Origin of the sequence: Limnobaculum xujianqingii, from assembly GCF_013394855.1 — a bacterium.
Lineage (GTDB): Bacteria > Pseudomonadota > Gammaproteobacteria > Enterobacterales > Enterobacteriaceae > Limnobaculum > Limnobaculum xujianqingii.
In genome coordinates this window covers 2,936,506-2,951,222 of record NZ_JABMLK010000001.1, presented here as the reverse complement: position 1 = coordinate 2,951,222, position 14,717 = coordinate 2,936,506, and the positions used below count along the sequence as shown (strand labels likewise).

Annotated in this window: 9 protein-coding genes; 8 read left to right on the top strand and 1 reads right to left on the bottom strand. The window is 47.2% G+C overall.

What is annotated here, in order from left to right:
* The first annotated feature begins 216 nt into the window (after window positions 1–216).
* From GOL65_RS13625 to glmS, 8 genes are all read left to right on the top strand, one after another.
* Window positions 217–1,275: a LuxE/PaaK family acyltransferase gene (locus GOL65_RS13625; protein ID WP_228723106.1), complete on the top strand. Its 1,059-nt coding sequence runs from the start codon at window positions 217–219 to the stop codon at window positions 1,273–1,275.
* Window positions 1,272–2,351 carry an acyl-CoA reductase gene (locus GOL65_RS13620; protein WP_140920651.1) on the top strand — a complete coding sequence of 360 codons (1,080 nt, stop codon included), beginning with the start codon at window positions 1,272–1,274 and terminating at the stop codon, window positions 2,349–2,351. Before GOL65_RS13625 ends, GOL65_RS13620 begins: the two co-directional genes overlap by 4 nt.
* Window positions 2,348–3,376 carry an NAD-dependent epimerase/dehydratase family protein gene (locus GOL65_RS13615; protein WP_140920652.1) on the top strand — a complete coding sequence of 343 codons (1,029 nt, stop codon included), beginning with the start codon at window positions 2,348–2,350 and terminating at the stop codon, window positions 3,374–3,376. The genes GOL65_RS13620 and GOL65_RS13615 overlap by 4 nt, the downstream gene beginning before the upstream one ends.
* A gap of 7 nt (window positions 3,377–3,383) precedes the next feature.
* The gene (locus tag GOL65_RS13610; RefSeq protein ID WP_228723105.1) at window positions 3,384–5,618 is read left to right on the top strand and encodes a penicillin acylase family protein; all 2,235 of its coding nucleotides are present in this window, start codon (window positions 3,384–3,386) and stop codon (window positions 5,616–5,618) included.
* 64 nt (window positions 5,619–5,682) lie between these two features.
* Window positions 5,683–7,101: an AmmeMemoRadiSam system radical SAM enzyme gene (gene amrS, locus GOL65_RS13605; protein ID WP_140920653.1), complete on the top strand. Its 1,419-nt coding sequence runs from the start codon at window positions 5,683–5,685 to the stop codon at window positions 7,099–7,101.
* Window position 7,102: 1 nt separating this feature from the next.
* Window positions 7,103–8,359, top strand: coding sequence for a lipase/acyltransferase domain-containing protein (locus GOL65_RS13600; protein WP_140920654.1), 1,257 nt, complete (start codon window positions 7,103–7,105; stop codon window positions 8,357–8,359).
* Between the two features lie 524 nt (window positions 8,360–8,883).
* Complete coding sequence (gene glmU / locus GOL65_RS13595; RefSeq protein ID WP_140920655.1) at window positions 8,884–10,254, top strand: bifunctional UDP-N-acetylglucosamine diphosphorylase/glucosamine-1-phosphate N-acetyltransferase GlmU; 1,371 nt, start codon at window positions 8,884–8,886, stop codon at window positions 10,252–10,254.
* Between the two features lie 212 nt (window positions 10,255–10,466).
* The gene (gene glmS, locus GOL65_RS13590; RefSeq protein ID WP_140920656.1) at window positions 10,467–12,302 is read left to right on the top strand and encodes a glutamine--fructose-6-phosphate transaminase (isomerizing); all 1,836 of its coding nucleotides are present in this window, start codon (window positions 10,467–10,469) and stop codon (window positions 12,300–12,302) included.
* Window positions 12,303–12,467: 165 nt separating this feature from the next.
* Here glmS and GOL65_RS13585 read toward each other — a convergent pair whose 3' ends face one another.
* On the bottom strand, window positions 12,468–14,486 hold the full coding sequence (locus tag GOL65_RS13585; protein WP_140920657.1) for an alpha-amylase: 2,019 nt from the start codon (window positions 14,484–14,486) through the stop codon (window positions 12,468–12,470).
* Between the last annotated feature and the right edge of the window lie 231 nt (window positions 14,487–14,717).

Below are 14,717 nucleotides of genomic sequence, written 5' to 3'. Positions count from 1 at the left end.
TCAGATTTATGTGAAAAACAGGTATCAATTATTTGTGTTGTACCAATTCATCGGGGAACTTTCCCTATGCTTCTTGTTCTGAATAATAGATAAAGAGTGGATTTCCATTATTTTTTTAAATCAATAATAAATTAATTATGTTTAAAAAATAATAAAGGATAGCGTGGTAAAAGTATTGTTCAGCCAATATTTTACCCATCAATTAGGGAAACAGAGATGTCTGATTATATGGAAAAAGCTGAGTCACTGACCGCCATAGATGCGTTGGCTGATTTACCAGCGCCTTATGCATTAAGCTCGCCGGTGGAAGAGCAGATATTTACTGCTGCAATGCAACAAATAGACCGCTGGCACTGCTCGCATAATCCTACATATGCGCAACTCTGTGATGAACAATCATCACCGGTTATACCCGTTGGATTGTTTAAGACCCTTAATTTAGCTACGCCGATGAATGAACCAGGGCAATGGCTCTCCAGTTCAGGCACCGGAACTCACGGAAAAACTCAGGTATTTTTTGATGTAGCCAGTATGGGCCGTATTCAACGGGCAATGACGCAAATGTTCATTGCCAATGGCTTGGTGTCATTAACGCCTTCACGTTTTCTTCTACTCTCTCCGGACCCTCGCTCAGGGGATCATGCCGGATATGCCACCGCCTTTATGAAGTTTACTGCCTGTGCACCGGTAAAGGAGTGTGTATTTGCCGTTCAGGCGGATGGTCGTTTTGATAGCCAGCTGGCCTGGGATACATTGCAGCGTTGGGCCAATGACCCTGAACCTATTTATATTTTTGGCCTGACAGTATTTTTTGAACATCTGTGCTTAAGTAGCCCGGATGCATTCACGCTACAGGCACCAGTAAAAGGTTTAACCGGCGGTGGCTGGAAGGGAATGACTCAACAGCTGGATCGCCAACAAATTGTTTTTGGTTTGAATCAATGCTTACAGGCGCCCTTGGTAGATATCCGGGATATCTATGGCATGACGGAACACCCACTGCATTACATCAGCTGTCAGGAAGGGCATTTTCATATTCCGGCTTACTCTTCCTTTACTATCATTGATGCGGATGGCAAGCCCGCAGCGTCAGGCAAACAGGGGCTCATTCAGCTTGAAAACCCTTTCTTTGCTTCACTGCCTGCTCAGCGCTTATTAACCCAGGATTTAGGTATGTGGGGTGAGCGCTGTTCTTGTGGTCAGCCGCGACCTTATCTGCGTTATTTAGGAAGAGCCACAACCCCGGAAGGGACCTGTGCTGCCGAAGCTTTATGAAACCGCAATTGCCTGAAAGGCTGTTAAAGATAAGATCGTGGATTGCCAGCTGTATACAGTCAGAGATGCAATTCTCTCCCGATCCTGCAACTCAGCAGTTTTGTCTGTCCCGGCTTCATTTATGGTGTTCAACCGATTTGCCGGAACAGAAAATTGAGCGGGAACTGGCGGGGAAGAGCTGGCATCCACCTGGTCGGTTACTGCTGGTGATCTCTGAAAAAGATCCGTTGGGTACGCTGGAGGGTTTTTTAGCCGCTTATCTGATTGGTAGCCGTATGCGAATCAAAGCCCGGCATTCGCGACCCTGGCTGGAATCTCTGCGTCAGGCATTAGATTTATCGGATGATGAGTGTCAAATCAGCGATTGGCAAAGCTATCAACAAAGTGATGAACAGCTATTGCAGGGAATTGATACGGTTTTACTGGCTGGTGGTGAAGCATTAATTCACCATTACCGAAAGATAACTCCTGCACATATTCGTTTAATTGAGCTTGGCCCAAAAATTAGCGGAATGGCAATATTGGGCCACCAGCTACCGCCGGTGGAAAAAATTCTGACGGATGTTTGTCTGTTTCTACAGCAAGTGTGTAGCTCACCGCGCTTTATTTTGCTGGATAGTGAGCTGGCTGCGGAGCAGTTATACCAGCAATTACGGCATGTATTAGACAGGTTACCCCGTCTGGCAGAAGATGAACGAATCGCTCAGTTAGCCAAAGCGCGTGAATTGACGATGTATCAGAAGCTAACTTTGGACTGGGGAAAAATTGATTACAGTGAGTCCAGCGGCTGGGGAGTTACTCTGAGCCGTCACTTCTCCCCTGAATTATGGCTATCTAAAGGCTTTCAGCTTATTGTGTCTCCTGTTGGCACCAGCTTATCTGATGCGCAATCACGCTGGCCGGGTCGCCTGCAAACGTTAGGATATTGGGGAGACATTTCAGACCTTCAGCACGGTGGTTTTACCCGCTATTGTCCAATAGGACGTATGCACGATCGCTCGTTGCTGGCACCCCATGATGGATTTTTTATTCTGCAATCATTGGTCTATTTTATCGACAAGGACGACTATTCATGATGAACAGGCCACGAATTTTTATTACTGGCGGAACCGGATTTATTGGTTCACATTTGCTGCCAAAACTATACCAGCAGGGCTATGCGCTGACGGTTTTAGTTCGATCGCCGTCACTGAAGAAAATAGCAGGTCGGCCAGCGTTGCCGCCGGAAACGACACTGATCACGGGTGATTTATCTAAGCCGGAAAGTTACAAAAGTGTGCTAAAGGGTCATCAGGCATTGATTCATATGGCTGCGGATTATCGGGTTGGTCTACCGGCATCTTCTTCTGCTCGCCGGGCGATGTATCAAACCAATGTGACAGGAACGCTGGATCTGTTTGATGCAGCACAGCAGGCATCCATTCCGCAAATGATTCACATGAGTACCACAGCAGCATTAGGGGAAACTCAGGGAAGTTATCCGGATGAAACCCACCAGCATAATGGTGTTTTCCGCTGTTATTACGAAGAAACCAAGCAAATTGCTCATTACTTTCTGCAGCAAAAACAGCAGCAAGGCTTACCGGTAAATATTGCGATCCCCGGCGGGGTTTTTGGCCCGGGTGATAATAGCGTATTAAGCCAAACCATACGCGCTTTTTACCGCGATAAAATCCCGTTTCAAATTGCTACTACCAGCCGCTTTCAACTTTGTCATGTGGATCGCCTTTGTGATGGATTGATTCATTTACTCAACCCTGATATCCAGCGGCAAAATTTCCTGTTTACCGGAAAAGATTTCTCAATGCCGATTTTGTTTACGCTGATGGCGGAAATTGGTAAACGTAAAATTCCACCTTTTAAATCGGCATCATCTTTAAATGCACTGGCCTGGCTGATGGATAAAATTTCTTCTATGGGGCCAGAAATGCCTCTTTCACAGGAAGCTCTGCACATTATGGATGGTAGTACCTATATGTATTGTTCTGATAAAGCCAGACGGCAACTTAACTGGTCGGAAGGGGATCCTGCACAGGAGTTAACCGCGTTTATACGGACACTGGCTGATGAAGTAGCAGCGGAAAGCCGGTTGGCAAAATAAGGGACAAATGATGAAGACCACCCAATTAAAAAGCCCCTGGGGAGATGTCAGGGTAATGCTGGAAAATCCACAGCAGCTGACGGTTCAGGGAAGTAGCGATAAAGCGGTGTTTTTTGGTCAGGGCTATGGCGCAGCCCGTTTACGCTTATGGCAATTGGATCTTTCTCGTAGAGTAGCGACAGGTACGCTGTCAGAAATTATGGGTAATGGTGCGCTAAGAACCGATATTTTCCAACGCCGTCTGGGATTAGCTTCACTGGCACAGCAGGCAGAATCGATTGATGCCAGTGCGGAACCCTTATCCTGGCAAGGCCAACAATATCAGCATATTCAGGCCTATGTAGCGGGTATTAATCAGGCGATGATGGATATGAAGCTATTGCCGGTTGAGTGTCTGTTATTACGCTATCGCCCGGCTTCATTTCAGGTTATGGATGTCTATTTGCTGGCCCAGCTAAAGTATTTTATTAACTCGGCCTGGCAATATGAGCTGTTTCATACCCGACTATCTGGCCGCTTAACGCCCCAACAGCATAAGCAATTGCTCACTACGGTGAGTCAGGAAGGAAACTCAATACCGCCATTACCACTGAATGAGGTGGGAGAACGCCTTGCTGAAGTAGAAGAAGCATTAAAAGATGGATTGCTGGGTATGCAACATCTGGGACTTGCTTCACCGGACACCGGATCGAATGTTATCGCCATTAGCGGGCAACATACGGTTTCAGACAAGCCAATATTAGCGGCCGACACTCATATGGGACACGTAAACCCCGGTTATAATCTGATGTGTAAGCTGGAAAGTGATGAAGGGTTATCTGTTATAGGCTCTCACTTTCCCGGTGTACCGGGCATTATTGTTGGTCGTAATCACCATGCTGCCTGGGGAATGGTAGGTATCATGGCGGATAATCAGGATCTGTTCTGGGGCAAGATTAATCTGGCGGAAGAAAAGGTTGAAACCACAGAAGGTTGGGTACCACTCAAGCGAGAAAACCAAACCATCCAGTGTAAATCAGGTAAAGCCCATGAGTTTACCGCGTACGGTTTTTCTCAGGGGAGATTGCTCTCAGAAAAAGGAGACTACGGCCTGTTTTTACGCTGGCCATCTCTTGACCACCCAGGTGGTGATATCACCTTTCATTCTCTGGCGAAGTGCCACAATTGGGAAACATTCCGTGCCAGCCTGGCTCATGTGCATAATTCCCCGATGATGGTGGGGTATGCAGATATTCATGGTGATATTGGTTTGCAAACCATGGGATTTATCCCTAAACGGAAAACCGAGATTGGCAGTTTAATCCTTAATCTGACTAGTCCTGATCATCAGTGGCAGGGGTATGTCCCTTATGAAGACTTACCGTTTCAATATAATCCGCCGGAAGGTTATGCAGTCTATGCCAATCAGTACAGTGAAGCGCTGTTTAGCGGTAAATGTGCTTTATCAAACCGTTGGCATCCGCCAAGCCGGGCACTGCGCATTAGTGAACTGATTGAACAAACCCATCAGCATGACCTTAATACACTGCAAGCTATTCAGGACGACAAAGTGGATGTGTTTGCCCGCAGTGCTTTAGCCATACTCCTTCCCTATCTATCGGTTTCTACGCCGTTATCCGGCTGGAATGGTGATACACGAAAGATTGAGCAGGCACAGCTATTTGAACGTTGGATGCAGCATCTGGCGGATAAGCTATTACGTAAAGTACTTAAACGCGGCTCACGGGCGTTGTATTCGGATTTCTGGCCGGGTTGTCGATGGAATATGCTGACTATTTTGCATCATCATCTAACCGACTGGGGGCATGAAAAAAACTCTGCCAGCCAACTGGTTCAGGACGCCTATAACAGCGCGTTGGCAGCTACTCAACATGCCACCGTTCCTGAAGTGGAGTTTCAACACACTATTAAACACCCGGCATGGTTAAGAAAATTACTCACCGGCCGTTACCCCTATCAGGGTGGAAACCGCGAGACGGTTCATGCCACCCGTCAAAATACTGATTTTTTGACCCAATCCCAAACCGGGAGTGATGGTCCGGTAAAAAGTAAACCCTATACTTTTGGGCCAGGATTCAAACTGTTATGTGACTTAAGTGACAGAGGTGAAGTGCGATATATGATGAATACGCCTGCGAAAGGAGGGCCTTTCTTTTGGCTGTTAACACCAACACTATGGCGCTGGCAACAAGGACTGCGTTGGTCAATGTCGATGCCTGATATGAAAAAAAATTATAAATAGCGTGAACAATAAAATACCCGGCAACTGTTAGCCGGTATGTCGTGTCAATCAGAGGGATTATTGTATGGCTGGTTTAAAAGAGTGGCAAAAAAGTGGGCATCCTGCCCGTTTATGGCGGCCTTTGCCAGAAAACCGAGTGCAGTGTGAGCTGTGCCCACGGGAATGCAAAATTAGCGGGGGACGTTCAGGAACTTGCCGTATGCGACGCAATGAAAACGGTTCATTGGTGACGCTTAACTATGGTAAGTCAGTACCCATGACTCAGGAGTGCATTGAAACCGAAGCGGTTTATCACTATGCACCGGGAGAGCAGATTCTTTCACTGGGCAACATTGGTTGTATGTTGCGCTGTGATTTCTGCCAGAACTGGACCACCAGTCAGGCGCGTTACGTGCAGGATAGCCATGTGATGTACTACAGTCCGGAAGATGTAGTTAATTATGCGCTAAAGCATAATATCAAAGTGCTTTCATGGACTTACAACGACCCTATTGTCTGGCATGAATTTGTTATGGATACCGCCAGACTGGCGCGCCAACATGGTCTGAAAAATCTGTATAAAAGCGCCTTCTATATTGGTGAAAAGGGTATTGATGAACTGCTGGAAGTGATGGATATCTTCAGTATTTCCCTTAAATCAATGCAGGACAGCTTTTACCGTAAACATACCGCTGGTCGTCTGCAGCCAATACTGGACGGCATTAAGCAGGTTTATGCAGCAAGACAGGGAGGTAATGGCCCCCACCTGGAAGTTTCCAACCTCTGTGTTACCGGACGTAATGATAATTTAACTGAAAGTCGTAAGGTTTCTGACTGGATGCTAAATAATCTGGATGCGGAAATCCCTCTTCACTATGTGCGTTTCCATCCGGACTTCCGCTATACCCAGGTTGAACGTACTTCGGTACCTTTCCTGGAACAGGCTCGCCTTCAGGCAATGGCTGACGGCATGCGTTATGTCTATTTAGGGAATGCTTACAATACCACCAGTACCAACTCTTACTGCCCGGACTGTCAGGCTTTATGGGTACAACGTAATGGTTTAATTGCTCGTTCATTCCTGCAAAATGGCTGCTGCCCTCAGTGTGGTAAAGCTTCGCCGATTCAGCTTCCATGGAAAGATTCAGCGCCTGAATCCGTTAATCATCAAATTCCGGCAAGCTTTGTCAGTACTACCCATATGTTCCGGGGACCGATACAGGCTTGTCACGTAGAACAACAACAAGAATCCGCGTTGTTCTATCAGTTTATTTCCGCATCGGGTCAGCCGGTGGGCGAAATTGGCACTAACGGCTGTATTCGTTTTATGTTGTCTAAAAGTGACGACAGAGCGGAAGGAATACGCCTCTATCATCCGGCAGAGAATAAACTGCAAGTGTTTGAAGTGTATGACCGGGCACACTTCCCGGTTACCGGTGCTGAACAAACTCACCTTGCCAGCGAAGATGTTCCATTAAACTTTTTACCCATCCCGGGGCGCTGATATGCCGCTAAATTGGGGATACTCTTATGCCCGGTCGCAATCTATTGCGTATCAGCTACGCAAGGCCGGGCTTGGCGGCGAAGGGAAAAACCTGCCGGTAGTTTATCTGTCCGGCATTTTGGGCTCAAAGCTGTATGACCGTCAGGAGCAGGCTCAGATCTGGGGTGATTACCGGGGAGTCTTTTTCCATAAGCCACACTATGCCGGTTATGAATATGAGGACAGTGAAGCCCATCGCGCCAGAGTATTTGCTAATGAACATCTGCATGAGTTCACTATTGTTCCGGGATTAGTACATACTCTGGTTACCGCGGAGCTAAAGCAGGTTTTACAGGCAGGACTGGGCTATAAAGAGGGGCAGGACCTGTTCTTTATGGCCCATGACTGGCGGGCGGATCTTCGTTCACTGGCCGGGCGGTTGGATGAGGAGTTTGCACGGCTAAGAGCCCGGTTTGGTAACGAACAGAAAATTATATTGATGGGACAATCGATAGCCAATCTGGCTATTCGCTATTGGCTGCGAACGACTACCAGTGAAAACCGGGAGATGATAGCCAAATGGTACGCTTTTGGTCCGCCATGGCAGGGTACTTATCATGCACTATCAATGATGGAGACGGGGTACTATCCGGGAACCCGACTGTTCCACGGTTTTTCTGCTGATGAGGTTACCAGCTACCCCAGCGCTTATCAGTTGTTGCCTTCCCGGCCCGAAGTTGTGGATATTCAGGGCAAACCTTTAACCGGTTTTGATATTTATAGCCCTGAATGCTGGCAGGAATACCGTATGGGGCCTTATCGGGCATCGGGAATTGATATAACTCCTGTTTGCCAGCGCGCCAGAGAACAGCTTGGACAAAACTTACAAAAAGCCCGTGAGCTGGCGGCCAGTATTGAAGGGATTTCCACATTGGAGCAAGCGATTCCTCAGGTGTGGTTCTTAAGCGATAACAATACCGCTGTAAAAACTGCCGTCTACGATGGTCATCGTTGGTACTTTGAAACCAAGGCTATTCAGCGTGATATCCCGCAGCTGGCTTCACAAGTGCTGGAACAGGGAGACGATCACCTGCCATTAAGTGGTTTATTGTCTCAACGTTGCGGGCCTGTGATTCGCGATGGGCACCATCAACCCTGGGGAGAAAGTTTTGTCTATATCAGCAAAGCCAGAACCCATCGGGCATTAATCAACCACACACCAAACTTACGGTCTTTGGCTTTTGATTTGGCGGTAGAAAGAGAAAGGTTTCAGAGGTAATAACACATACCGCTCAATAGTTAATCAGAGGGAGACCTTTCCGTTGGGGTCGACTTGGCGTAAGCCAACGAAGTGCCCCTAGGAAAGGTAGGCCCGATGCGTACTAAATCTAAGTATATGGCCCTTCCGGCCGAGCACAATTATTATGTTCGCTCAGTGAGTTTACGGCCGGAATATCCACCAAAATTAAAATAAACATGTCTGCCTGACACCCTCACCACTCATACACCCCTGTTACTTTAACAATAATCATCTAATTCACCCTTTTCTTCACTTTTTAATCATCTTGATACGCGTTGAAAAAAAAGTGGTTTATCACAGGTGGTAACACGTTATTATTCACCGATAGCGGCTAAAAATCTGTCTCCGAATGCCGACAGTTTTTCAGCTATTTTCTGGTAAAGCTGGGTTTTTCATCAACCCTTGTGCCACAAGGCTTATCGGCATTTTTTGATGAAAAATAAGTAGCATTTTTGTTACTAAACAGGTTTACTTTCGCCAATCAATTTTTTAGCAGGTTGTTTATGTCAATGTCTCAACTTAGCGTAGCTATTCTTGCCGCTGGCAAGGGTACACGGATGTATTCAGATCTTCCAAAGGTACTGCATCTTTTAGCCGGTAAGCCAATGGTGCAACATGTCATTGATACCGCATCTAAACTGGGTGCCCAACAGGTTCATTTAGTTTACGGACACGGTGGCGACCTGCTGAAGAAAACGCTGTCCGATCAGCCAATTAACTGGGTATTACAAGCAGAGCAGTTGGGTACTGGCCATGCAATGCAACAGGCTGCACCCTATTTTGCCGATGATGAAAATGTCCTGATGCTGTACGGCGATGTGCCACTTATTTCAGAAGATACCCTGCGTCGTTTAGTGGCAGCCAAACCGGTTGGCGGCATTGGCCTGTTGACCGTTAAACTGGATGACCCAACCGGATACGGCCGTATCGTACGTAAAGATGGTCAGGTGATTAGTATTGTTGAGCATAAAGATGCCAGCGAAGAGCAGCATAAAATCAATGAGATAAACACCGGTATTCTGGTTGCCAGTGGCAAAGATTTAAAACGCTGGTTAGGCAAACTGAATAATAACAATGCACAGGGCGAATATTACATTACTGATGTTATCGCTCTGGCTTATGAAGAAGGCAACCGCATTGAAGCGGTACATCCTTCCCGTTTGAGCGAAGTTGAAGGGGTAAACAACCGCCTGCAACTGTCTCGTCTTGAACGCGTCTATCAGTCAGAACAGGCAGATCGCCTATTACTGGCGGGTGTGATGCTAAACGATCCTTCCCGTTTTGATTTACGCGGTGAACTGATTCATGGCCGTGATGTGGTGATCGATACTAACGTTATCATTGAAGGTCGTGTAGTCCTTGGGGATCGAGTACGTATTGAAAGCGGCTGCGTGTTGAAAAACTGCGTTATTGGTAATGACAGCGTGATAAGCCCTTACAGCGTCATTGAAGATTCTGAGATGGGTGTTGGCTGTACCGTTGGTCCATTTGCTCGTTTACGCCCTGGTGCACAGCTTGAAGATGAAGCGCACGTTGGTAACTTCGTTGAAATGAAGAAAGCGCGTCTGGGTAAAGGTTCTAAGGCGGGACATCTTTCTTACCTTGGTGATGCGGATATTGGCGATCGGGTTAATATCGGTGCCGGTACCATTACCTGTAACTACGACGGTGCAAATAAGTTTAAAACCATCATCGGTGACGATGTATTTGTTGGATCTGATACCCAACTGGTTGCTCCGGTTACCGTTGCTAAAGGTGCCACCATTGGTGCTGGTACCACTGTCACTCAGGATGTGGGTGAAAATGAGCTGGTGATTAGCCGGGTCAGACAGCGTCAGATTTCCGGTTGGAAAAGACCAGAGAAAAAGAAATAACTCAATAAGTGATGGAGCGGTGTTAAATACCGCTCCATGGCTATTTACTGTTTTGCTATGGTTTTTTTGATCCAGTGACCAGAGAGACGATAGCAAAACATAATAATCCCCAACTCTACAGGCTCGGGGAGGCCGGAAAAACCGGCAACAAAAAGGTCAAGGGCATCGCAGAATCAGGATATCCTCCGGTTCTTAAATCAGGAATATAAACGATGTGTGGAATTGTTGGTGCAGTAGCACAACGAGATGTAGCTGAAATATTGTTAGAAGGTTTACGTCGTCTGGAATACCGCGGGTATGACTCTGCGGGCCTGGCGGTTATTGATGAAGCCCACAACCTACAGCGTGTTCGCCGTTTGGGTAAAGTGAAAATGCTGAGTGACGCCGTGGATGAATATCCACTGTCTGGCGGTACCGGTATTGCACATACCCGCTGGGCTACTCATGGTGAGCCTTCAGAAACTAACGCACACCCTCACGAATCAGGTTTTATTGCCGTAGTACATAACGGCATTATTGAGAACTATGAGCCTCTGCGCGATGCGTTGAGAGAGAAAGGTTATGTCTTTACTTCTGAGACTGATACCGAAGTTATTGCCCATCTGGTGCATGAAGAGCTAAAAAACAACAGTGAACTTAGCCTGCTGGAAGCGGTACAGCGCGTACTGAAAGTACTGCGTGGTGCTTACGGCACGGTAATTATCGATCGTCGTAATCCTGACGTTTTGGTGGCAGCCCGTTCAGGTAGCCCAATGGTAATTGGTTTAGGCTTGGGAGAAAACTTCATTGCCTCTGACCAGTTAGCGTTGCTGCCGGTTACCCGTCGCTTTATCTATATGGAAGAAGGCGATGTTGCCGAAGTTACCCGCCGTTCGGTAACTATCTTTGATAAAGCGGGAACGCTGGTGGATCGTCCATCCATTGAATCAACCAGTCAATATGATGCCGGTGATAAAGGTATTTACCGTCATTACATGCAAAAAGAGATTTATGAACAGCCTTTGGCAATTAAAAACACCCTTGAAGGGCGTATCAGCCATGGTCTGGTAAATCTGGAAGAGCTTGGCCCATCAGCTACTGCGCTGTTAGAGAAGGTTGAGCATATTCAAATCGTTGCCTGTGGTACTTCTTACCATTCAGGGATGGTTGCCCGTTATTGGTTTGAAGCGATTGCTGGTGTGCCTTGTGATATCGAAATTGCTTCAGAATTCCGTTATCGCAAACCGGCGGTACGTAAAGGTAGCCTGCTGCTGACGCTGTCTCAGTCTGGTGAAACCGCCGACTCTCTGGCTGCATTACGCCTGTCAAAAGAGCTGGGCTATTTGGGTTCTCTGGCTATCTGTAACGTGAGTGGTTCATCACTGGTTCGTGAATCAGATATCGCACTGATGACTCGTGCCGGTGCTGAAATTGGCGTGGCTTCAACCAAAGCCTTTACCACTCAGTTAACCGTACTGCTGATGCTGGTTGCCCGTTTAGGTCGTTTACATGGCATGTCAGAAAAAGCAGAACGCGATATTGTTCATGCTCTGCAGGCTCTGCCTAACCGTATCGATCAACTTCTGTCTCTGGATAAAGCCATTGAAACTCTGGCGGAAGGCTTCTCTGAGAAGCACCATGCCTTGTTCCTCGGCCGTGGCGATCAGTACCCTATCGCAATGGAAGGTGCGCTGAAGCTGAAAGAAATTTCCTATATTCATGCTGAAGCTTATGCCGCCGGTGAGTTAAAACACGGTCCTCTGGCACTGATTGATGCGGATATGCCGGTAATCGTGGTAGCACCTAATAACGAACTGCTGGAAAAGCTGAAGTCGAATATTGAAGAGGTTCGTGCTCGCGGTGGTCAGCTGTATGTGTTTGCCGCAGAAGATGCCGGATTCAGTGATTCCGAAGGCATGACCATTATTCCATTGCCTTATGTGGAAGAGCTGGTAGCTCCAATTTTCTATACTATTCCGCTACAGTTGCTCTCTTATCACGTTGCGTTGATTAAAGGGACTGACGTTGACCAGCCGCGAAATCTGGCGAAGTCGGTAACCGTAGAGTAATTAATAGTAAGCCCTGTGGACCAACAACAACGATCTCTATAGGGCAATAGCGTTATAAACGAAGTCAATCCGGTATGCTGTTCAAAAAGCATACCGGATTTTTTTATGGCTAAATCAACGCAGCCGTCAGGCAAGTTACAGGTGTTGTATGCCATCCATTCTGAATTACTGGTTCCCCGCCCAGACAACCATCACTTTGTCGTCTGCGGATTCACGGCTAAAGCCGTAGCCTTGTTTCATGCTCAGTGTGTTTTGTTTACCCGCACCAATTGCCGGATGACGAGCGCGAAATTGACCGATTTTCTGCCAATGAGAGAGCGTGGCGATATTTTGCCCCCAATTCATGTCCGAACGCGTTCCCTGAAGTGGGTCAGAACCTGTCGGGCCAAACGGGCGCTCCGTTTCATCACCATAGAAAATCTGTACCGTACCCGGCGTCAGCAGCAGTAATTCAGCTGCACGCTGCCCTCCTTTGCGGAACAAGCGAGTATCGTGGGAAGAAAGATAGCTAAGAACGTTAAAATCCTGCAATTTGGTCGCCATTTGCTGCCAGGTGAGATCGATGTTTGCGAGACAATCTACCGCTTTTGCCGCCTGCTCCTGATAATCAAAATTGATCATTGCGTCAAAACCGCTGTTGTAATAGTCGCTTTTCATCACGCCATGGCCCCAGGCTTCTCCGGTCATCCAGAACGGCGCATCATCCATCTTTTTGTCTGGATTGGCTTTTTTCCATTCAGCCAGCGCAGCAACAGATTGTGTTTTCAACTGCTGCCAGCTTGCCTTTTCAACGTGTTTTGCGGTGTCCACCCGAAAGCCGTCGATACCATAATCACGTACCCATTGGCTAAGCCAGTGAGTCAGATAGTTTCGCACGGTATAACCCGCTATCTCTTTGGCGTGGGTATCGGGTTTATGACGGTAAAAGACCGGTAAGTCCGCAGGTTGCGTAGATTCTGTTTTTAAATCAGGCAGGAAAGCCAACGACATGGTTAAGTCATCAAAACCTGGGGTGTCGTAATTGCCAATATCAGTACGAATCCAGTTTTTACCCCACCAGTTTTGCCAGTCCGTACTGTCGCTAAAGTTGATGTAATCATTGAAGGAGTGCCAACTTTGGCCTGGGCCTGGCTTCCAGTCAGTCCAATGTTTACCGAGCGTTTTAGTCAGTTCGTCGCCTTTAAGATACAGGGCGCCAAATTGATATTCCTGCATGTCGGCAAGCGTTGCGTAACCTGTGTGGTTCATGACGATGTCGAATAAAACACGTATACCGCGTTTGTGGGCTTCATCCACCAGTGTGCGCAACTCATTTTCAGTACCCATATTGGCATCGAGTGTTGTCCAGTCCATGGTGTAGTAGCCGTGGTAGGCATAATGCGGGAAATCTCCTTTTGTACCGCCACCAACCCAGCCGTGAATTTGTTCCAACGGTGAGCTAATCCACAACGCGTTTACCCCCAGTTGCTGTAGATAATCGAGTTTTTGCGTTAAGCCAGCCAGATCGCCACCGTGGAAGGTACCGATCTCTTGCATGCCGTCTTTATGGCGGCCATAGCTGTTATCGTTGTCTGGATTACCATTTACAAAACGGTCGGTCAGAACAAAGTAGACCGTGGCGTTATGCCAGCTAAACGTTGAGGCTTGTTGTGTGGCAGCGGATTCCAGAAGTAACAGACCGTTACTGCTCGCCGCAGGCATCAGGGTAATTTGGCCTTGTTTGACTGTTGCTGTTGAGCCGCTGTAGAAATCGCGTACTTCACTGCCTTCGGCGAAAGTTTTACTGACGTCTACCGTTAGCGGTTTACCATCCCATTTCGGGCACTGGCGGGTGATATCAACTGGTGCTGCTTGCGCCTCGTTATTGACACTCAGAGTCAGTGTCGGAGTACCGCTGCGCGTGTCGATCTGTACGCGATAATCGCCTTCACGAAATAAGCGCCAGATGGGAGCTTCTCCTGCGCATGGTTTTAGTGAAAGTGCCTGATTAAGTTTGATTGATTCCGCGGGCTGCCAGCACGCTTGATCTGATTTGAGATTTAATGGCAGCGAGCCCTTTTCAAGCTTTGTTTCACTGATAAACAAGCCTGGACTTTGTTGTTTAAACTCAGGCATTCCGGGTACCGTCCAGGCAGCTTGCACCAGCCCGGGAAACAGCAGAAACAGTAGAGGTAGCTTTTTCATAAGGTTAATCCCATGATTATCTTTTATTCAGTTTGGCATTGTTTTAATTAATTGAATTCCCCCCAAAAAGAAATAATAGAGGAGGAGATAATAGGGTGAGTGATGGCGTTATCAGTTTGCGAAAATAGGCTATAGCAATTGCACACTTTAATGTTTTTTCTGCCACAGGACGTTTGTAGGTAACATCACATTCAGGATAAAATTATTTTTATCAAAAATATCATTAAGTTA